The sequence below is a fragment of the Novosphingobium sp. 9U genome, assembly GCF_902506425.1.
Taxonomy (GTDB): Bacteria; Pseudomonadota; Alphaproteobacteria; order Sphingomonadales; family Sphingomonadaceae; genus Novosphingobium.
Window position 1 is genome coordinate 1,672,706 of record NZ_LR732469.1, and the last position, 18,869, is coordinate 1,691,574.

The 18,869-nt window shown below is 66.1% G+C and carries 21 protein-coding genes; 8 read left to right on the top strand and 13 right to left on the bottom strand.

What is annotated here, in order from left to right; all coding sequences use genetic code 11:
* Positions 1-190 precede the first annotated feature (190 nt).
* Positions 191-619, top strand: a complete 429-nt coding sequence (locus GV044_RS07770) for a Zn-ribbon domain-containing OB-fold protein (protein WP_159867753.1) — start codon at positions 191-193, stop codon at positions 617-619.
* Between the two features lie 2 nt (positions 620-621).
* Positions 622-1,788: a thiolase family protein gene (locus tag GV044_RS07775; RefSeq protein WP_201299032.1), complete on the top strand. Its 1,167-nt coding sequence runs from the start codon at positions 622-624 to the stop codon at positions 1,786-1,788.
* 184 nt (positions 1,789-1,972) lie between these two features.
* On the opposite strand, the gene GV044_RS07780 is transcribed toward GV044_RS07775, so the two are convergent.
* From GV044_RS07780 to GV044_RS07805, 6 genes are all read right to left on the bottom strand, one after another.
* Complete coding sequence (locus GV044_RS07780) at positions 1,973-3,142, bottom strand: acyltransferase family protein (RefSeq protein WP_159867756.1); 1,170 nt, start codon at positions 3,140-3,142, stop codon at positions 1,973-1,975.
* 213 nt (positions 3,143-3,355) lie between these two features.
* Positions 3,356-4,630, bottom strand: coding sequence for an MFS transporter (locus GV044_RS07785; protein ID WP_159867759.1), 1,275 nt, complete (start codon positions 4,628-4,630; stop codon positions 3,356-3,358).
* Positions 4,631-4,777: 147 nt separating this feature from the next.
* Positions 4,778-5,221: a hypothetical protein gene (locus GV044_RS07790; protein WP_159867762.1), complete on the bottom strand. Its 444-nt coding sequence runs from the start codon at positions 5,219-5,221 to the stop codon at positions 4,778-4,780.
* A gap of 33 nt (positions 5,222-5,254) precedes the next feature.
* Positions 5,255-5,575, bottom strand: coding sequence for a hypothetical protein (locus tag GV044_RS07795; RefSeq protein WP_159867765.1), 321 nt, complete (start codon positions 5,573-5,575; stop codon positions 5,255-5,257).
* A gap of 59 nt (positions 5,576-5,634) precedes the next feature.
* Positions 5,635-6,090, bottom strand: a complete 456-nt coding sequence (locus tag GV044_RS07800; RefSeq protein WP_159867768.1) for a hypothetical protein — start codon at positions 6,088-6,090, stop codon at positions 5,635-5,637.
* Between the two features lie 195 nt (positions 6,091-6,285).
* Positions 6,286-7,068 carry an SDR family NAD(P)-dependent oxidoreductase gene (locus GV044_RS07805; protein ID WP_159867771.1) on the bottom strand — a complete coding sequence of 261 codons (783 nt, stop codon included), beginning with the start codon at positions 7,066-7,068 and terminating at the stop codon, positions 6,286-6,288.
* A 157-nt stretch (positions 7,069-7,225) separates the two neighbouring features.
* Between GV044_RS07805 and GV044_RS07810 the strand changes: the two genes are divergently transcribed.
* Together GV044_RS07810 and GV044_RS07815 are read left to right on the top strand one after the other, a co-directional pair.
* On the top strand, positions 7,226-8,464 hold the full coding sequence (locus tag GV044_RS07810) for a CaiB/BaiF CoA-transferase family protein (protein ID WP_159867774.1): 1,239 nt from the start codon (positions 7,226-7,228) through the stop codon (positions 8,462-8,464).
* A gap of 215 nt (positions 8,465-8,679) precedes the next feature.
* Positions 8,680-9,465 (top strand): LysR family transcriptional regulator, encoded by a 786-nt coding sequence (locus tag GV044_RS07815; RefSeq protein WP_159867777.1) that lies wholly within the window; start codon positions 8,680-8,682, stop codon positions 9,463-9,465.
* Between the two features lie 9 nt (positions 9,466-9,474).
* Here the strand turns inward: GV044_RS07815 and GV044_RS07820 are convergent, their stop codons facing one another.
* The gene (locus GV044_RS07820; protein ID WP_201299033.1) at positions 9,475-9,870 is read right to left on the bottom strand and encodes a DUF1801 domain-containing protein; all 396 of its coding nucleotides are present in this window, start codon (positions 9,868-9,870) and stop codon (positions 9,475-9,477) included.
* Positions 9,860-11,293, bottom strand: a complete 1,434-nt coding sequence (locus GV044_RS07825; protein ID WP_159867779.1) for an SRPBCC family protein — start codon at positions 11,291-11,293, stop codon at positions 9,860-9,862. Before GV044_RS07825 ends, GV044_RS07820 begins: the two co-directional genes overlap by 11 nt.
* A gap of 211 nt (positions 11,294-11,504) precedes the next feature.
* Here GV044_RS07825 and GV044_RS07830 point away from each other — a divergent pair, with 211 nt between their 5' ends.
* Both GV044_RS07830 and GV044_RS07835 read left to right on the top strand, forming a co-directional pair.
* Positions 11,505-12,485, top strand: coding sequence for a nitronate monooxygenase family protein (locus GV044_RS07830; RefSeq protein ID WP_159867782.1), 981 nt, complete (start codon positions 11,505-11,507; stop codon positions 12,483-12,485).
* A 134-nt stretch (positions 12,486-12,619) separates the two neighbouring features.
* Positions 12,620-13,402 carry an enoyl-CoA hydratase-related protein gene (locus tag GV044_RS07835; RefSeq protein ID WP_159867785.1) on the top strand — a complete coding sequence of 261 codons (783 nt, stop codon included), beginning with the start codon at positions 12,620-12,622 and terminating at the stop codon, positions 13,400-13,402.
* A gap of 124 nt (positions 13,403-13,526) precedes the next feature.
* Here GV044_RS07835 and GV044_RS07840 read toward each other — a convergent pair whose 3' ends face one another.
* The 4 genes from GV044_RS07840 to sdhC are packed head-to-tail and all read right to left on the bottom strand — an operon-like array spanning position 13,527 to position 16,620.
* On the bottom strand, positions 13,527-14,003 hold the full coding sequence (locus GV044_RS07840; RefSeq protein ID WP_159867788.1) for a hypothetical protein: 477 nt from the start codon (positions 14,001-14,003) through the stop codon (positions 13,527-13,529).
* Positions 14,003-15,826: a succinate dehydrogenase flavoprotein subunit gene (gene sdhA, locus GV044_RS07845; RefSeq protein WP_159867791.1), complete on the bottom strand. Its 1,824-nt coding sequence runs from the start codon at positions 15,824-15,826 to the stop codon at positions 14,003-14,005. Before sdhA ends, GV044_RS07840 begins: the two co-directional genes overlap by 1 nt.
* Before the next feature lies 1 nt (position 15,827).
* Entirely contained in the window at positions 15,828-16,211 is a 384-nt protein-coding gene (sdhD, locus tag GV044_RS07850) for a succinate dehydrogenase, hydrophobic membrane anchor protein (protein ID WP_159867794.1), read from the bottom strand.
* A 13-nt stretch (positions 16,212-16,224) separates the two neighbouring features.
* Positions 16,225-16,620, bottom strand: coding sequence for a succinate dehydrogenase, cytochrome b556 subunit (gene sdhC, locus GV044_RS07855; protein WP_159867797.1), 396 nt, complete (start codon positions 16,618-16,620; stop codon positions 16,225-16,227).
* 232 nt (positions 16,621-16,852) lie between these two features.
* Here sdhC and GV044_RS07860 point away from each other — a divergent pair, with 232 nt between their 5' ends.
* Together GV044_RS07860 and GV044_RS07865 are read left to right on the top strand one after the other, a co-directional pair.
* Complete coding sequence (locus GV044_RS07860) at positions 16,853-17,746, top strand: 50S ribosomal protein L11 methyltransferase (RefSeq protein WP_159871069.1); 894 nt, start codon at positions 16,853-16,855, stop codon at positions 17,744-17,746.
* The gene (locus GV044_RS07865) at positions 17,719-18,480 is read left to right on the top strand and encodes a DUF2459 domain-containing protein (protein ID WP_236554790.1); all 762 of its coding nucleotides are present in this window, start codon (positions 17,719-17,721) and stop codon (positions 18,478-18,480) included. The genes GV044_RS07860 and GV044_RS07865 overlap by 28 nt, the downstream gene beginning before the upstream one ends.
* Here GV044_RS07865 and GV044_RS07870 read toward each other — a convergent pair.
* On the bottom strand, positions 18,431-18,766 hold the full coding sequence (locus GV044_RS07870; protein ID WP_159867800.1) for a hypothetical protein: 336 nt from the start codon (positions 18,764-18,766) through the stop codon (positions 18,431-18,433). The two genes, GV044_RS07865 and GV044_RS07870, sit on opposite strands and share 50 nt — an antisense overlap.
* Positions 18,767-18,869 lie beyond the last annotated feature (103 nt).

Genomic DNA, 18,869 nt, shown 5'->3' on the forward strand with positions numbered 1-18,869 from the left:
GCATTGGCACAATCATCCGGTCGGCGCGTCCGGCAATCGTTCCAGCAGCGCAGCGCTAAACTGCGCCGGGCCGCCGCGGTTCCAGCGTGTTCCGCACGGACGATCATTTTCCCCCGGCGAGCAGCGCGACCTTGACGCGCCACCCGCCCTGCCCCGACTGTCGGGGCAAGATAAGGGAGAGACGATCGCCATGAACCCACCCCGGCCCAGGCCCAAGCTCGACCAGGAGAACCGTGCGTTCTGGACCGGTGGTGCAGAGGGCAAGCTGCTGATCGTGCACTGCCACGACTGCGGGCAATGGACGCACCCGCCCCGCATCCTGTGTCGCCACTGCCAGTCCGAGAACATCGCACCCGAAGCCGTCGCGGGCACGGGCGAGATCGACACTCTGACCGTCAATCACCAGCCCTGGGCCAAGGACCTGGAAGTCCCTTACGTGATCGCACGCGTCCGGCTCGACGGCGTGCCCGGCGTGTACCTCACCACCAACATCGTCGGCTCTCCGGTCGAGGACGTTCACTTCGACGACAAAGTCCGTGTCGTGTTCGAAGAACAGGACGGGATCTTCTATCCTCTGTTCGAAAAGCATGTCCCGAACACCGCCGAGGGGGTCGCCTGACCATGGCACGCGAAGCTTACATCACCGGCATCGGCCAGTCCGAAGTGGGCGTGCGCCTGCCGCGCCATCCGCTGCTGCTGACGCTCGACGCCGCGCGAGAGGCAATCGCCGATGCAGGCCTGACCTTCGACCAGATCGACGGCGTATTTTCATTCCCCGGCAAGGCGGCGGGCTACCTCGCCTTTTCGCCGGTAGGCACCGACGACCTGATCGAAGCGCTCGGGATTAAGTCCAAGTGGCAGATGGGCGCCATGGAGCAGCCCGCGCAGCTCGCCGCGATCGCAATGGCCGCCTGGGCGGTGAAGGAAGGCATCTGCCGCCACGTGCTGTGCTTCCGCACCGTCTACGAAGCGGGCGGCATGGCCGATCCCGGCACCTACATGGCCGGCATGAAGCAGGACACCGTCTCGGGCGCGTCGCAGTGGACCTCGCCATTCTGGGCGACTTCTGCGGCGTGCTGGACCGCGCAGTATGCCAACCGCCACGTCCACCGCTACGGGATGACGCGCGAGCAGCTTGGGCAGATCGCGATCAACGGCTCGAAGAACGCGATGCTCAACCCCCGCGCGCGGGCGATCACCAAGGAAGAGCTGACGCTGGACAAGTACATGGACGCGCGGCTGATCTCGACCCCGCTGTGCCTCTATGACTGCGACCGCTTCTCCGACGCATCGACGGTGATCATCGTATCGGCCGGCGACGCGCTGGACGAGATCAAGGCGACGCCGATCCGCATCGCCGCGAGCGCAGGCTCGGTGAACCGCTACTCCTGGGACCAGGTCGAATGGCCCGCCGCCTACGAAACCGGCGCGGACCTTTGGACCCGCACCGACTATACCGTCGACGATGTCGACACGGTGCAGTTCTATGATGGCTTCGCGTTCCTGCCGATCACATGGTTGGAAGGCCTTGGCTTTGTCGGCAAGGGCGAAGGCGGCAAGTTCATCGAGGGCGGGCAACGTATCGCCCGCGACGGCGAGTTGCCGATGAACACGGCGGGCGGCCAGCTTGGAGCCGGGCGCCTGCACGGCTTCGGCTTCGCGCACGAGGCGGTGACGCAGTTGCGCGGCGTGGGCGGAGAGCGGCAGATCCCGGGCGATCCGAAGGTGGCGGTCGCGACCTCGGGCGGCGGGCCGCTCGCGGCGGCGCTGTTGCTGGCGAGGGATTGAGGCGAACGAGCAGGCGAGATCCTCCCCTGCAAGGGAACGGGGACCGCCGCCGCAGGTGGTGGTGGAGGGGTTTAACCCCTTAAGGCAGGCAATCCGCTGACGGTGACACCCCTCCGTCACGCGCGATGCGCGCGCCACCTCCCCTTGCAGGGGAGGATCTCGCAGCGGGAGCTGTGACCGGGCCTTAGGCCGGAGCCCCTTCCGAGTCCTCTCCGGGCGGGGTTTCGATGGGCGCCTGGGCCCGCTTGGCGGTGCGCTTCAAGCCGATCAGCGGGCGCAGCGGCCCGATCGCGCGACCTCCGAAGTAAAAGGCCAGCGAGCCGACGGCAGTGCCGGCTACCAGCACCGCAAACTCGACGAGCGGGTCCGGGTGGAGCGGACGCAGCCAGTATCCGATCACCAAGATCAGAGTCTGGTGGATGATGTAGAACGGGAACACTGCCTCGGCCAGCGTCGTGCGCCAGCGCCCTTCGCGGTTCCAGTACCGGTCGGCGATGCCGAACAGCGCGATGATCGCGCACCACGACTGGGTCGCACGCGCTACCCGAAATGGGTCCTGCCAAGCCTCATGGATGCGGACATCGGCGAGGAAGTGCCACTCGTATGCCGACACGCCGAGGTAGCCGAGGACGGCCAGCGCCGCTGCCAGCTTCCATTGGCGCGCGATCGCCAACCGCACCCCTTCGGACTTACGCAGCAGCACCCCGAACAGGAACATCGGCAGGTACGCCGCATGCGCGTGAAGGTCGTTGACGAGGTCGTGGTTGTCGGTCCAGCCGCCGGGCAACCGCCGCGCCAGGTAGATCCAGCCGATTCCCAGCGGCAGGAGCAGCCATCCCTCCAGCGCCCGCTCGCCCGTATCGTGCAGCCATGTCCTCACCCTGGCCGGCAGCAGCTTGAGAGCGACGAGGACCAGCGTGTAGGCCAGCAAGTAGACCACGAACCACAAGTGCATCCAGCTCGGCACCATGACGCCGTCGAGGTTGCGGAAGGTGAAGTAGTCGTGCGCCAGGAACCACAAGTACGAGTGGTCGTAACCCTTGGCCATGGTCAGCCAGACCCACGGCTGTGGCGGCACGACGACCGCCATCCCGAACAGCAATGGGATACCGAGCCGGGCCAGCCGGCCGCGCAGGAAGGCCGCGGTGCCGCTTGCGCGCGCAAGCACCGCGGCGCTGGCATACCCCGATATCGCGAACAGCAGCGACAATCGCCAGGCATTGAGCGCCAGGAGCGGGTATGCCACCCACTCGTAGCTTCGCGCCGACTTCAACTCGTATGGCCAGGTCGAGAAGACCAGCCCGACATGGTACAGGATCAGCAGCGCAAAGGCACCGATGCGCAGCCAGTCCATTCCATAGTGCCGGGACGAGAGTGGGCCGGCAGGCGTGGCATAATGGGCTGACAATCGCGGCTCCGCTGCTGGGCTGCGCCGACGACGGGCCGCTCCGATGCTGGAACGGGGCTGCTAGCAGCGACCGTCCGGCGCTGGAATAGCGTTTCCGGCCAAGCGTGTGGAATGCGCCATGCCTGCAGCTAAACCTTAACCGGTGTGGCGGCCGCCTCTTCAGACCGCGAGCTTATGCTCTGTATCCACGCCCCAACTCGGGTATGCCCGCAGTCCGAATAGCAGGGCAGCGCTGAACAGCGTGACGACAAAGCCAGCCCACAGCAGCACCTCGTAGCTGCCCCAGGTGTCGTGGATCCATCCGCCCAGGACGGGGCCAAGGCCGGAGCCGGCGGCGATCAGGCTGGCCATGGCACCGAAGATCGTGCCGAACTTGCGCATTCCGGTGTAGGCGGCGGTCAGGTAGCCGACCAGCTGCAGCTTGGTGCCGCCGGCATAGCCGTTGATCATCATGGCGATGACGATCACCGCCGTCGGTGCTCCCGGCCACAGCAGCAACACGAACGTCAGCGACGTTGCGGCGATCGTGATCCCGCCGACCCAGCGTGCGGGATATCGGTCCAGCAGCACGCCCGTCACCAGCTTGCCGGCAATGCCGACGAACCCGGCAATACCGGCGTAAAGTGCAGCGGTAGTCCGATCGACGCCGACCTCCTCGAGTATCGGGATCTGGTGGACGACGAGCGCGATCGTCACCGTCATGATCACAAAGGTCGATATCGCGATCCGCCACAAGTCAGGGTTGCGCCATGCCTCGGCCACGCTCAGGCCGGGAACGTTCAGCAGCGGTGCTTTCGCGCTGGTGACCGGCTCGGCCAGACGCTTGCGCCGGCTGATGTCATAGCCGTCGCGCAGCCACGCCCCGCAAAGCAGCACGGCCAAGGCGCCCCAGCCCAGCCCCAGCCACACGTAGGCGCCGCGCCAGCCGAAAGCGTCGATCAGGTAGTTGGTCAGCGGCGGCGCAATCCCCTGCGCCAGCGCTGCCCCGGACAGGACCAGCCCCAACGCCAGCCCACGTCCCGCATCGAAGGTGCTGTTCACGGCCGCGGTCCAGACCGTCGACTTGGTGGCGAGCGCGGCCAGGGCATAGAGCGTCCAGATCGCGAACCATTGGATCCGCGATCCGGTGAGCAGGCTGAGCGAGGCGATCACGCCCGCCATCAGGATGAGCCCCGGGATCGCCATCCGGCGCGTGCCCCACTTGTCGATGAACACGCCGAACAGCGGCGAACCCAGGAAAGTCAGCACTGCCGTGATCGATACACCCGAGGAGACAAGCGTGCGGCTCCATCCGAATTCGCGGCTCAGCGGCTCGATGAACAGGCCGGTCGAGGAGGTGATCACGGACGTGAACGAAAACCCGATCGCCGCCGCCAGCATCATGCGCCAGTGCTTGCCGAATTCGCGCCGCGCACCCTCGTTCCAGACCGCCAAATCCCGCTCCTTGTTACCCGCGCTCTAGTCGGCGCGCGCAAAGGCTTACCCGGGATTTGTGCGACTGCCAAATAGTCGCACTACGAAGACGGGCGGAGCTGCATCGTGCAGCTCCGCCCGGTTGTGAGGATGAATCGGCAGCTTAGGTCAGGGTTGCGTCGCAGCGGCCTTTTCCTTCGGCGTCGTCACCTCATGATCCTTTGAGATCACCGGCTTCTCGCCCTGCTGCTTGTAGATCGACATCGAGTGCGAGACGTCCGCGCCGTTCTTGCTGGCATGGCTGCGAGACATGGACCGCGCACGCTCGTCGGCATCGCGCGCGGTTGCCGTGGTGCGCTGATTGGCCGAGTTCTGGTTGAGGGTAGCCGTGCCCTCGGTCGTCGCCGTGCCGCCGTTCGCAGCGCGTGCATCGCCCGTGCCGGAGACGCCGACGCTGTCGGGTGTGCCGGTCGCGCTGCCGCTAGTCGAGGCGGACACGTCACCGGTTGTCGGGGTGGAAGCCGAAGTGCTAGTGGTCGGCGCCTGCTGCGCCATTGCGGTGCCGGAAAGGCCTAATGCAAGCGCGGAGGCAGAAAGGATCAGTCTGTTCATGGCGATGTCTCCCATCGACTTGTTATTGTAAAATCAGCGGCCGGTTGCGGGTCGTTCGTCGATCACGATCGTGCAGCCTTTGTCATCCCGGGTCACGGTGACGGAGCGATGTCCGTCCGAAGACGTGGCGCTGCTCGAACTCGATTCACCGCTGCTGTGCGAAGAGGCCGACACCGAGCTATGCGATGTGCCGAGGCCCGAGCTATGCACGGTTGCCGATGCGGTGCCCGCCTGCACCGCGCCGTCGTCTGCGACCCAGCTTTCCTGCCGTGTGCCATCGGCCCAATACTGGATCTTGTGGCACTGCCCGCTCGTGGACGCAGCGGCCGCGAGTATGAGCAAGAAGGTCGGCATGACCGCTCTCCCAGAGCTTGGGGACGGGTAGACCCCGTCCCCTGCCCTTCACCTCGCCGTTAGCGCGGCGTGGTCGTGCCGGTCGGCGCCGTGGGTGCCGTCGGGGTGGTCGAGTTGGCGGTCGCGTCCCCATAGACCTCACCGGTCGAGCCGTTCTTGTCGGTCGAGCCATAGGCATCGATCGAGGTAGAGGTCGACTGGTCACCAGTGCCGGTGGCCGATCCGCCTGCATTCACGCCGCCGGTTGCGCGGTTACGGTCGGTGTAGATCGTGCCCGAACCATGCGTGCTGGCCGAGTTTGCTGCGTCCGAAGCCGCACCGCCCTGCGAGCCGCGCATTGAGTGGTTGCGATGCTTGCCGCGGGTCTGCGCACCTGCCGAAGCGCCGCCTGCAACCGAACCGTCCGGGGTGGACGCGCTCGCGCTGCCGGTTGCCGTGCCAGTCGTGTCCTGCGCCATTGCAGGAACCGCAGCGAGACCCAGGGCCGCTGCCGAAACAATAAGAAGCTTACGCATGATACTCTCCAAAGTTACGCCGCCTTATCCTTGGCGATCAGAGCCGCCTTCGTTGGCGACTGCGGAGAGTAAAGCGTCCGGCAGCTCTCTAAGTTCATGCACTCATCGGGTACAAGCAACGGTTCGACCCCGTCTTTCACTCGGCTGAACGGAGTTGATCCTCCCCGTTCAGCCCTGAGCGGGCTGGATCGGCAATCAGTCCTGATCGGGCTCCACCCACTTGGTCCGGGTCACCCGCGGCGAGAGGTACTTCGTAGCCGTCCATCCACCGTCGACGACGATCGACTGGCCGTTGATCATCTCGCTCCCCGGCAAGCATAGGAACGCGATCACGCTGGCGATGTCGTCGGGCTGGGCCAGCCGCGGATAAGGGGTGGTCTCGACATTGGCCCGCTTGAACCCCTCGTCCTCGAAGCGGTGTGCGACCATGTCGGTCATCGTCACGCCGGGGGCAACGCAGTTGGACCGGATGCCGCGCGGACCGTATTCGCACGCCATGTGCTCGGTCAGCGACTTGAGGCCACCCTTGGCCGCGGAGTAGGCGCCGCCGCGGCGCCCACCGATGTGCGCGAAAGTGCTGGTGACGTTCACAACGCTGGCGCCCTGCTCCAAGTGCGGGATCACGTCCCGGCACAAGCGGAACGGCGCAACCAGCATGATGTCCAGAAAGTCGTCGAGCGTGGCATCGTCCGTCTCGTCGAGCGGCTTGGGGCTACCGACACCGGCGTTGTTGACCAAGGCGTCGATGCGGCCGAAGCGTTCGATCGTCTGGCGGACCACGTCGCCAGGCGCTGCGGGATCGGTCAGGTCTGCACTGATCGCCAGCACGTGATCGGGATTGCCGATCTCGGCCTCCAACGTCGCCAGCTTGTCCTTGCTGCGGCCCACGCCGACGATCGCCCAGCCCTCGCCGTGCAGGATCTTCGCGGTGGCAAGCCCGATGCCGCTGCCCGCGCCGGTGATGATGGCCACTTTCATGTGCATTCCCTTCCCAGTCGTTGACGCCTCGATAACCGCAGTGCTCCGGCCCGTCGAGATGCCAGTGAACAACAGCGTTGAGTGGCTACCCCCTTCACCCGGGTGCGGTGCGGGGTTAGGGGATGGGCGAATCCGAAACCACGGGAGCGGCGGGATCATGACTGACAAGAGCGCATTGGCGGGCATCCGCGTGATCGACATGAGCCGCGTCTTCGCGGCACCGGTCGGGGCGCAGATCCTTGGCGATCTCGGGGCCGACGTGATCAAGATCGAGCGTCCGGGCGTGGGCGATGACGGCCGCGGCTATGGCTTCAGCTGGGTGCCCGGCAAGGACGGCATAGAAACCCGGCACTCCAGCTTCTTCACCGTGTCCAACCGCAACAAGCGCTCGCTGACGCTGAACCACTCCAAGCCCGAGGGGCAGGAGGTGATCCGCAAACTGGTCGAGACCGCGGACGTGCTGATCGAGAACTACAAGGTCGGTGACCTGAAGCGCTTCGGGCTCGATTACGAGAGCCTGAAGGCGGTCAATCCGCGGCTGATCTACTGCTCGGTGACGGGCTATGGCCAGAGCGGGCCGATGGCGGCACTGCCGGGCTATGATGGGCTGTTCCAGGCGATTGGCGGCATGATGGCGGTGACCGGCATTCCCGAGGGCCAGCCTGGCGCCGGACCGCTGAAGACCGGCCCGAGCCTCGTCGACTTCGTCACCGGCCACAACACCGCCCTCGCGATCATGGGCGCGCTGATGTACCGTGAGCGCACCGGCGAGGGCCAGTTCATCGACATCGCCCTGCTCGACAGCTCGGTGGCGATGGTCAGCCACATCATGCAGGACTACCTGATCAGCGGCAACGCACCGCCGCGGCTGGGCAATGGCGGCAATGGCGGCGGCCCGGCCGACCTTATCTATTGCAGCGACGGCATCATCTATCTTACCGCCGGCACCGACGAGCACTACCGGCGTTTGACCGTGCTGATGGAGCAGCCCGAGCTCAACACCGATCCGCGCTTCGACACCAACTTCAAGCGCGGCAAGACCAACCGGGCCGAGCTGATGAACATCATCAACACCTGGAGCCGCCAGTTCACCGCCGACGAGGTCCAAGCCAAGCTGGACGAGGCAGGCATCCCGGCCGCGCGCTACAACGAACTGGGCGACGTGTGGAAGGACCCGCAGGTCCAGCATCGCAACTTGCGCGCGACCACCCCGCACGCCTTTGCCGAAAGCGGCACGGTGGACCTGATCCAGAGCCCGCTCGCGCAGATGTCGGAGAGCCCGGCAACGATCCGCATGGCCCCGCCGATGCTCGGCGAGCACAGCGACGAGATCCTGGCCGAACTGGGCTACGATGACGCTGCGATTGCAGCCTTGAAGGACTCCAAGGTGGTCTAAAGAGCGCGCCCTTCTCCCGGGTCGGGGGAAGGATACGCAGGCTTGTCAGCTTGCTGACTCGCCGAAGTTGGATGGGGGTTCCAACGCTTGCCGGACAGCTCCAGCTCCCCATACAAGCTGCGCTAGTCTCCTGCAGAGCCAAGCTTCGCCATCCTTCCCCGACCCCGAAGGAAGGGGAACTTGCCGACGACGGCACCGCTCATTAGGACAGCGCCATGAAGCGCACCCACCTGCCCCTGAACGCCCTGCGCGTGTTCGATGCCGCGGCGCGCCACCTCTCCTTCACCCGCGCAGCCGACGAGCTTGCCGTCACCCCGGCCGCCGTCGGCCAGCAGATCCGCGCGCTTGAGGATGTGCTCGGCGTCGTGCTCTTCCGCCGCACCAGCAAGGGCCTGGAGCTGACTGAGGAAGCCGGCGCCGGCCTGGAAGCGCTACGCTCTGGCTTCTTGCACTTCGAGGACGCCGTGCAGGCGATGCAGGCGGGCCAATCCAGCCACGTCTACACCATCGCGGCCCCGCGGGAGTTCTTCGCGGCATGGCTGGCGCCACGCCTTGCCGCCTTCCGCAAGGACAATCCGCAGGTGCGCTACGTGATCGTCGATGGCGAAATGACCGACTTCACCGAAGCAAATCTCGACTTGGCGGTGCGGTGGACCGAGGGCCCGGGCGACCTGGAGGGCGTATCCCTTGGTGTCGCCGAGCAGGTCACCATTGGGGCCGGCGACTGGATCGGTTGGCCGGGCGATCCCAGCCCTGCAGGTGATGGCGAAGAAGGACCAGCCATCGTCGTAGGAGATGCCGGGCAGGCGATGTCTGCAGCAATCTCCGGCCTTGGCCGCGCTCGCGTCCCGCTCCTGCTGGCGCGCGAGATGCAGGACGCCGGACGCATCGGCGGACTCGGCGCGCCGGAACCCGCCAGGCGCGGCTACTGGTTGGTCGCACCTGCTCCACAGTGGCGCCAGAAGAAGGTGCGCGAATTGGTGGCAGCGCTGACGGCCTGAGGCCGGTCCCTAGCGTCTCTTCTTCGTGACGTTCAGTTCGACCGCGCGCCTGATCAGGTCGGCAAGTGCTGCCTCGTCCAGCGCGTCGCCTTCGCAGATGTCGATCGCCCGTCGCACGTTCCCGTCGAGGCTTGCGTTGAATAGCCCGTTTGGGTCCGCCAGCGCCGCACCGTTTGCAAACGTCAGCTTGACCTTGTCCTTGTAAGTCTCGCCCGTGCAGACGACGCCGCCGCGTTCCCAGGTCGGCACGCCGCGCCACTTCCAAGCCTCGGTGATCTCCGGCTCAGCAGCATGGATGATCGCGCGCACCCGCGTCAGAACTTCGCCGCGCCAGTCTCCTAGCGCGGCGATGCGTTCGTCGATCAGTTCGCCCGCCGGCTTGGACGGGCCCGGCTCAGAAGCCAAGATCCTCGATCTTGCCGTCGAAGTTGCCGCCCAGCAGATGGCTGGCCTTGGCGAGGTTCTCCTGCGGCACACCGGCGAGATAGCCGTCGATGATGCGCTGGTAGTTGCTGATCAGACCCTCGATGTCCTTGGACAGGCGCATGAACTCGAAGCCCTTGGCGTGCATGCCCTTCTGCTGAATCGGGATATTCGCATAGTCCTGCCGGGGGATCGGCGGGAAGTCCGGGCTGTCGTACGGCAGCACGATCGGCTCCATCACCGGGTCGGGTTCCTGGCCTTCGGGGAAGAAGGTGAGCGACCATAGCTCGAAGAAGCAGCTTTCCGGACCCAGGGGGCGGATGCGGTAGGCCGACATCGAGCTGAAATAGGGCAGCAGGAAGTAGTGCGGGAACAGGAACTCGACCGCGTTGATCGGGTCCGACTGGGTGACCGCGCACAAGTCCGGGATCGGCTCGCCCTTGGCCTTCAACTGCTCGCTGATCTGGTGCATCACCATGCCCAGCCACATGAACACCGCCTGGTTGCGATCTTCGGGCAGGCCTTCCTCGATGCCCACCATCTGGCGGGCGATCTCGACTTCCTTCTCGTGGAGCATGCCCGCCATGCCTTCACTCAGCAGCTCCATCGACTTGATCTGGAGCTTCTGGTTATCGACGTGGCTGAGCGACGGATCGGCCATCTGCGGGAACGGTCCGCGCTCTGTCTTGTACATCGAATCGTACATCATCGGCGCGGCATGCTGCAGCTGCGGGTGCGTCTGCATGACGTGATAGCCTTCCATGAAGGCCTCCATCGCGACCTTCCAGTTGGCCGGCAGCACCGTGCCGTAACACCATTCCGCCTTGAGGTGCTGCAGATGATGCGCCTCCAGCCGGTCGGCGAGCGGACCCAGCGTTTCGCGGAACGAGGGGGCGTCGTCGTCGTGGTTGATCCAGACACTGCCGCCGAACACTTCGGCGCGGCACGGCACGAGGTTGATGTCGTCAGCGTCGAGCTGCTTGTCGGAGAACAAGTGCTTGCCATAGACCAGCGTGTTCTCGCCATCCATGTTCCAACGCCAACCGTGGAACGGGCAAACAAACCCGCTCTTGGCGCAGTTACCATGCGCGACTGCGTGCGAGGAGCCGATGGTGGTGCCGCCCGCAATCGGCACGCCGCGGTGGCGGCAGGCGTTGTGAAAGGCCTTGATCCCGGTGGTTGTGCGCACCACGATCACCGACTTGCCGACGTTCTCGTACTCGATCCAGTCGCCGATGTCCTGCAGCTGCTCTTCGCGGCAGGCCATCTGCCACACGTGCGGCCACAAGTGCTCGACCTCGGCATCGTAGAACGCCTGGTCGTAGTAACGCGGCGCCGGGATCCGCTCGGGATCCTCGATCGGAAACGGTACGGACCGCAGCCCGCCTTCAGGTGTCTTGAGCACTCCCGGACCTCATTTGTTTGCGAGTCATGTTTTGCTGAACGACTGTATAGCACAGGCCAGCGGAAGCAATGACGGCAAGCTCCCTCTATCGCCTGCGCGTTGGCACTTGTCCCACGGTGCCCTGGCGAGAGATCGGGCTTGCAGGGGGCGAGACCTCGCGACAAAGGCAGCGTGGGCCGGCACTCAAGTGCCGCACGGGAGGCAAGGCACAATGGCGTTCAAGACCCGCATCACCGAACTGCTCGAGATCGAGCATCCGATCGTCCAGGGCGGCATGCAGGGCGTCGGCTACGCCGAGCTGGCGAGCGCAGTCTCGAACGCCGGTGGCCTGGGTACGCTCACCGCCCTCACCCAGCCCTCGCCCGAGGCGCTGCGCGAGGAGATCGAGCGCTGCCGTTCCATGACCGACAAGCCATTCGCGGTGAACATCACGGTGCTGCCCACGATCCTGCCGCCCGACTATGCCGGCTATGCCCGCGCCGTGATCGACGCCGGAGTCAAGGTGATCGAGACCGCCGGCACCCAGCAGGTGCGCGAGATCTGGGAGATGGTGAAGCCGCACGGCATCAAGGTGCTGCACAAGTGCACCGCCGTGCGCCACGCACTCTCGGCCGAGCGCGGCGGGTGCGACGTGATCTCGATCGACGGCTTCGAATGCGCCGGCCATCCGGGTGAGGACGACATTCCGGGCCTGATCCTGATCCCGGCTGCGGCCGACAAGGTGAAGATCCCGCTGCTCGCCAGCGGCGGCATTGGTGATGCGCGCGGCTTCCTGGCGGCGCTGGCGCTCGGCGCCGAGGGCATCAACATGGGCACCCGCTTCTGCGCCACGCAGGAAGCGCCGATCCACCCCAATGTGAAAGCCAAGTACGTCGAGAACGACGAGCGCGGCACCAACCTCATCTTCCGCAAATTCAAGAACACCGCGCGCGTTGGCAAGAACTCGGTGTCGGACAAGGTGGTCGAGATCTCGGCTCGGCCCGATGCCACCTTCGAGGATATCCGCCCCTACGTCGCTGGCGCCGTGGGCCGCGAGCTGCTGCAGACAGGCGATCTCGACAAGGGCATCTTTTGGGCCGGCATGGTGCAGGGCCTGATCCACGATATCCCGACGTGCCAGGAACTGATCGACAGCATCATCGGCGGCGCAGAGGCGATCGCGCGGGATCGTATCGGGGCGATGCTGGCCTAGCAGGAACCCGCACTCCCCTTCCCGTCCGCACCGAGCGAAGTCGAGACACGCTGGCCTTGCGCATACGCGTCGCGACTCTGCTCGACACGAACGGAGGTAGAGACGTAAAGCCTGGCTGCGGAAGTGGAGCCGAAATGACCTACCAGCATATCCTGTTCACCATAGAGGACGGCGTCGCGCGGCTGTCGCTGAACGATCCCAAGACGATGAACGGTGTCACCGAGGCCATGGGTGCCGAGATGGTCGACGCGTTGGACATCGCCGCTGCCGAAGCCCGTGCGGTGCTGATCACGGGCGAGGGCAAGGGCTTCTGCTCGGGCGCGAACCTTTCGGCGGCGCAGGACATGCTGGCGGATCCGCGGCGCGACATCGGCGGGCAGCTCGACCGCGTGTTCAACCCGGTGCAGCTGGCGATCAAGCGCATGGAACAGCCAGTGATCACCGCGATCCGTGGCCCCGCCGCGGGTTATGGCGTCGGCCTGGCAGCGGCCGGCGACGTCGTGCTGATGAGCGACAAAGCCTTCTTCTTCTGCGCCTTCGCGCACGTCGGCTTGGTGCCGGACGGCGGCGCGACCTGGCTGCTGGCCAAGGCGGTCGGCCGGGTCCGCGCGATGCGCATGATGCTTCTCGGCGAGAAGATCGATGCGAAGACCGCGCTCGATTGGGGCCTCGCCACCAAGGTCGTGCCTGACGAGGAACTCGATGCCGAAGCGATGAGGCTGGCCTGGCAGCTGGCGAACGGACCCAAGTCGCTCGGGCTGATCAAGCGCATGGCTTGGGACGCGCTCGACTGCGACTACGAGACGGCGCTGAATGCCGAACGCCGCGGCCAGCGCGATGCGGGGCGAACCGAAGACTTCCTCGAGGGCGTCAATGCGTTCGTGGAGAAGCGGAAGCCGAGCTTCAAGGGACGGTGACCGGCGTCGTCCCGGGCTTGGCCGGGACCGATTTCGCCCTGTCGCGCTCTCTCGTCAGGGCGGCAGCGCGAGAGGTCCATCGCTGCCGACACCGATCTCGCGTCAAGCCCAGGACGACGTGGGCCTATTCCCCGCAATCCAGGGCAAGGCTGGCGATCTTCACCTGCTTGCGAAAGCGCGCCTGCAACGTCAGCTTTCCCGCGCAGCCGACATCGCGTAGCCACAGCGCGTTGTGCAACGCGCCCCGGTACGGGACCAGCAGGTTCGCAATTGACCGCCTCGCCAGCGTCTTGCCGGCCTTGTCCGTGACCCAGATCTCCAGCGGATCGTCGACCGACTGCTCGTCGATGCCGTTGCCGAGCACCTTCACATCGACCAGCAGGTCCGTCGCCGCATCGCTGACCGGGCCCTCGCCGATTACGGTATTCCAACCGACAAACGGCTCCTTGCGCGCAAGGAGGTCGTCGGAGAGCTTGCCGCTGGTCTGGTAGAACAGCCGCGCTTCGATACCGGCAATGCGCACGGGCGGCGGCTTGGGCGGCTCGGCCGCGCCGGCGGAGGCACATAGCCCCAGCGCCAGCGCGGCGAGCCGAAGGTGCATCAGTACACGCGCGCCTTGGGCTTGATGTACTCGACGTCGTCGGTCAGCGTGTATTCGTGCACCGGGCGGTAGTCGATCCTGACTGCGCCGCCCTTGCCGCCCCAGCCGTCGAACCAGGTGGCGGTGTGCTTCATCCAGTTGGCATCGTCGCGGTTCGGGAAATCCTCGTGCGCGTGGGCGCCGCGGCTTTCCTTGCGGTTGTGCGCGCCGTGGAGCGTGACCGTCGCCTGGCTGATCAGGTTGTCGAGCTCCATGGTCTCGACCAGATCCGAGTTCCAGATCAGGCCGCGATCGGAGACGTGGACGTCTTCCATCCGCTTGTAGGTGGCCGCTAGCTTTTCCTTGCCCTCGGCCATCAGCTCGTCGTTGCGGAACACGGCCGCGTGCTGCGACATCGTGCGCTGCATGTCCGAGCGGATCTGTGCGGTCGGCGAGCCGCCCTTGGCGTTGCGGAAGTGATCGAGACGCGTCAGCGCCAGGTCGGCCGAGTCCTTGGGCAGTTCGTTGAACGCCTCGCCAGGCTTGATGTTGTCCTTGAGGTACAGGCCGGTCGCACGGCCGAATACCACGAGGTCGATCAGCGAGTTCGAGCCCAGGCGGTTGGCGCCGTGCACCGAGACGCAGGCTGCCTCACCAACGGCGAACAGACCCTCAACCGCGGTCTCGGGATTGCCATCCGGGCCGATCGTCATCACGCGGCCGTTAAAGTCGCACGGGATTCCGCCCATGTTGTAGTGCACGGTCGGCACGACAGGCAGCGGCTGGCGCGTCAGGTCGACGCCAGCGAAGATCTTGCCGCTTTCCGTGATGCCGGGCAGGCGCTCTGCCAGCACCTCGGGGGCGATGTGATCGAGGTGAAGGTAGATGTGGTCCTTGTTCGGACCCACGCCGCGCCCTTCGCGGATTTCCAGCGCCATCGAGCGGCTGACGACGTCGCGGCTGGCGAGGTCCTTGGCCGAGGGAGCATAGCGCTCCATAAAGCGCTCGCCCTCGGAGTTGGTCAGGTACCCGCCCTCACCACGCGCACCCTCGGTGATCAGCACGCCGGCGCCGTAGATGCCGGTCGGGTGGAATTGCACGAACTCCATGTCCTGCAGCGGCAGGCCGGCACGCAGCACCATGCCGCCGCCATCGCCGGTGCAGGTGTGGGCCGAGGTCGCGGTAAAGTACGAGCGGCCGTAACCGCCGGTCGCCAGCACCACCGCCTTGGCACGGAAGCGATGAATCGTGCCGTCGTCCATGCACAGCGCGATCACGCCGACGCACTTGCCGTTGTCCATGATCAAGTCGATGGCGAAGTATTCGATGAAGAAGTCCGCCGCGTACTTCAGGCTCTGCTGGTAAAGCGCGTGGAGCATCGCGTGGCCGGTACGGTCAGCGGCGGCGCAGGTGCGCTGCACCGGCGGGCCTTCGCCCATGTTCTGCATGTGGCCGCCGAACGGGCGCTGGTAGATCGTGCCGTCGGCGTTACGGCTGAAGGGCACGCCGGCGTGCTCCAGCTCGTAAACCGCGGCGGGCGCCTCGCGCACCATGTACTCGATCGCGTCCTGGTCGCCCAGCCAGTCCGACCCCTTGACGGTGTCGTACATGTGCCAGGTCCAGTGGTCCGGCGTGTTGTTCTTGAGGCTGGCTGCGATGCCGCCCTGCGCCGCCACGGTGTGCGAGCGGGTGGGAAACACCTTGGTGATGCACGCGGTCTTCAGGCCGGCCTCGGCCGAGCCCATCGTGGCGCGCAGACCCGAACCGCCGGCGCCGACGACGACGGTGTCGTAGGTGTGGTCGATGATCTTGTAGGCAGGCTGTGTCGTAGAAGCGGTAGCCATCTTATGCGCCTCCCAGCGCGAGGCGGATGACGCAGAACAGGCCGAATGCGGCGGCTGCGAAGCAGACGAGGTTGAGCGCGAGGAGCGAGGCAAACTTGTTGCCCTCCTCGTGCACGTAGTCTTCGATGACGACGCGCAGACCGAGCTGCGCATGCCAGACGTTGACCACGATGAAGAGTGCGAGCGCTGTCGCGGCCACCGGCGAGGCGAGCCATTCGCGCACCGCGGCGTAACCGAAGTTCGGCAGCATCAGCAGCGAGGCGCCGAACCAGATCGTCAGCAGCAGGCTGCCGACCGAGGTGTAGCGAAACAGCAGCCAGTGGTGAGCGCCGTTGTGTGCCGAGCCCTTGCCGCGCACGCGGCCGATGGAAGTTCCGTTGCCCATGTGTCTTAGCTCCTCAGCGCAGCAGCAGCGCGGCCCAGAACACCGCGGTCAGGATCACGCCCAGCGCTGTGCTGATGTTGGCCCACAGCTTGTTCTGCTGCAGCTCGTAACCGGCGCCGGTATCGAGCACGAAGTGGCGGATGCCGGTGACGGCATGCGCGATGACCGAATAGCTGATGCCGATCAGAACCAGGATGCCGATCGGCGAGTCCGCCAGGTCGGCGAACCGCGCGTAGGCAGCCGGTCCTGCGACCAAGGCGCCCAGCCACCACGCCAGGACAAGAATGCCCACGCTGGCACCGATACCGGTGGCGCGGTGCAGGATCGAGGACAGCATCCCCGGGCCCCAGCGCCAGATCTGCAGGTGCGGTGAAAGCGGACGGTTCCTGGTCCCGGCTTGCTGAGCCATGCTTGATCGAGTCCCCTGTGTCATGAATTAGGGTCATGCTTGGGCCTTCAACGGCCCCTTCGCCCCTCCCCTTAGCCGAATTGCTGCACCGCGCAAGGCTTGCGCAGGGGCGATCGGAGCGGGCCAGTCGTCGACATAGCCCCTGCTCTGGCTATCGTGGGCATGCGGCCTTAAGGGCAGCTACAGCCCCCGAAGACAACGATAAAGAAGACACGTGAGTCGCACCCACAAGATGACCCTGCTCGCAGGCCGCCAGGCGGTCGAGGCGGCGCTGGTCGCGCACGAGGACCAGGTCGATTGGGACGCCGAGATCGTCCTCGCTGGAACCGAGATCGCCGAAGACCGTCCCGAGGAGTGGAAGCTGGAAGCCTGGCTGCCGCGCGAGCCTTCTGCGCAGGATCGCGCCGCGGTGCTTGGCTTGTTCGGCAACGACAATCCCGAGCTGACGATCGAGCCGCTGGAGGACGAGGACTGGGTCGCCGTCAGCCAGGCAGACCTCGAACCGATCCACGCCGGCCGCTTCGTCGTCCGGACGCCCGAACACCCCACGCAAGAGGTGCCGGGCACCGTCGAGTTCGTCATCCCCGCAAGCCAGGCATTCGGCACGGGTCACCATGAGACCACCGCGGGCTGCCTCGCCATGCTCGACGCGATGAAGCAGCGCGGCGTGGTGGTGCGCAATCATCTCGATGTCGGCACCGGCACTGGCCTGCTCGCCTTTGCCGCCATGGCGCTGTGGCCGCGGGCGAGCGCGACGGCGAGCGACATTGATGCCGTCTGCGCCGATGTGGTGGACGAGAACGCCGCGGCGAACGCCATTCCGCTCGGCGCAAAGCCCGGCGAGTTGGTGATGACGATTGCCGAGGGCCTCGATCACCCGCTGATCGCAGCGCGCGGACCCTACGACCTTGTCATGGCGAACATCCTCGCCGGACCGCTCGTCGAACTCGCGCCCGGCTTCGGCGCGGCGCTGGTGCCCGGTGGCCATCTGCTGCTCGCCGGACTGCTGACGACGCAAGAGGACGCGGTGCGCGCCGCCTGCCGCCGTGCGGGACTGCGCCTGGCAGCGCGCATCGTTTCTGGCGACTGGTCGATCCTGTGGTTGCGGCGTCGGTCGCGCGCCTGAGCGGCCGGGCTCTGCGCTGGCTGGGCTGGACAATCGCCGCCCTCTTGCTGGCGGTAGTGCTCTACCTGCTGGCGGCTTGGCTCGGCTCGTCGATCCCGCGCAATGGCGACTGGCAGGAGCCGACCGCCGGCGGTGTCCTGATCGGGGTCGAGACCAACGGCGTCCATACCGCGCTGGTGCTGCCGCTGGTGACGTCCGCGAAGGACTGGCGGCGCGACTTCCCGCTCTCGGACGTGACGCGGCCCAGCCGACCCTACACCCACATCTCGATCAGCTGGGGTGAGCGCGAGGTGTTCCTCGACACCCCGACCTGGTGGGATCTCAAGGCCAGCACCGTGCTACGCGTGCTGACACGAGGCGGCGACGGCCTTGCCCATATCGCCTTCTACGCGCGGCCTGCCACATCGCGGGACCTTCGCCCGATTCGGCTGTCCGCTAACCAGTATGCCGCCCTCGTTGCCTCGATCGAGGCGCAGTTGCCCCGCGAGCGACCCATGCGCCGGCATCCCGGCTACGGTGCGTCGGACGTGTTCTACGAGGTGGGCGGACGGTACACGGCCGTTAACACTTGCAACCAGTGGACCGGCAACCGGCTCGCCGACGCGGGGGTGGGGATCGGCCGCTGGACGCCGCTGCAGAGCGGGGTGATGAAGTGGGCGCAGCTGCCAGCATCGCCCCTCGCGCTTATCTCGGAACCGTCAGGCCGCCCGCCGCAACCAGCTCGATCGCTTTGACCTGGAGGCAGTGGCTGCCGAGGTCCGCCAGGCTTGCGGCATCCAGCGGCTGATCGAAGGCAAAGCCGACGCGATCCTCCACGATCCAGCGGACAGTGCCGATCACCGGCGCATTGCCGCTCAGCTTGCAAGCCAGGCGAGTCCCTGCGCTCGGCCTGCTGCCCACCAGCGCGAACTGGCAGCCATCCGCCGTCACGTGGCGCGCGACCCCGAGCAGCACCGCGCGCTTGCCCGTGGCGTGCGCAGACGCGGCGAGAGATCCGGTGAGGTTCACGGGCGCATTCATCGGCTCAGGTTCCTTGGCTCCAAAAAACCGGTAATTAGGACAGGTAAACGCATCGTTTACAAATTGGCGGTTCTCCACAGTAATCGCCGTGCGCAGAATTCTG

Coding starts and splice junctions, on each gene's coding strand:
- GV044_RS07770 (WP_159867753.1), top strand. CDS start 191: ATGAACCCACCCCGGCCCAGGCCCAAGCTCGACCAGGAGAACCGTGCG.
- GV044_RS07775 (WP_201299032.1), top strand. CDS start 622: ATGGCACGCGAAGCTTACATCACCGGCATCGGCCAGTCCGAAGTGGGC.
- GV044_RS07780 (WP_159867756.1), bottom strand. CDS start 3,142: ATGGACTGGCTGCGCATCGGTGCCTTTGCGCTGCTGATCCTGTACCAT.
- GV044_RS07790 (WP_159867762.1), bottom strand. CDS start 5,221: ATGAACAGACTGATCCTTTCTGCCTCCGCGCTTGCATTAGGCCTTTCC.
- GV044_RS07795 (WP_159867765.1), bottom strand. CDS start 5,575: ATGCCGACCTTCTTGCTCATACTCGCGGCCGCTGCGTCCACGAGCGGG.
- GV044_RS07800 (WP_159867768.1), bottom strand. CDS start 6,090: ATGCGTAAGCTTCTTATTGTTTCGGCAGCGGCCCTGGGTCTCGCTGCG.
- GV044_RS07805 (WP_159867771.1), bottom strand. CDS start 7,068: ATGAAAGTGGCCATCATCACCGGCGCGGGCAGCGGCATCGGGCTTGCC.
- GV044_RS07810 (WP_159867774.1), top strand. CDS start 7,226: ATGACTGACAAGAGCGCATTGGCGGGCATCCGCGTGATCGACATGAGC.
- GV044_RS07815 (WP_159867777.1), top strand. CDS start 8,680: ATGAAGCGCACCCACCTGCCCCTGAACGCCCTGCGCGTGTTCGATGCC.
- GV044_RS07830 (WP_159867782.1), top strand. CDS start 11,505: ATGGCGTTCAAGACCCGCATCACCGAACTGCTCGAGATCGAGCATCCG.
- GV044_RS07835 (WP_159867785.1), top strand. CDS start 12,620: ATGACCTACCAGCATATCCTGTTCACCATAGAGGACGGCGTCGCGCGG.
- GV044_RS07840 (WP_159867788.1), bottom strand. CDS start 14,003: ATGCACCTTCGGCTCGCCGCGCTGGCGCTGGGGCTATGTGCCTCCGCC.
- sdhA (WP_159867791.1), bottom strand. CDS start 15,826: ATGGCTACCGCTTCTACGACACAGCCTGCCTACAAGATCATCGACCAC.
- sdhD (WP_159867794.1), bottom strand. CDS start 16,211: ATGGGCAACGGAACTTCCATCGGCCGCGTGCGCGGCAAGGGCTCGGCA.
- sdhC (WP_159867797.1), bottom strand. CDS start 16,620: ATGGCTCAGCAAGCCGGGACCAGGAACCGTCCGCTTTCACCGCACCTG.
- GV044_RS07860 (WP_159871069.1), top strand. CDS start 16,853: ATGACCCTGCTCGCAGGCCGCCAGGCGGTCGAGGCGGCGCTGGTCGCG.
- GV044_RS07870 (WP_159867800.1), bottom strand. CDS start 18,766: ATGAATGCGCCCGTGAACCTCACCGGATCTCTCGCCGCGTCTGCGCAC.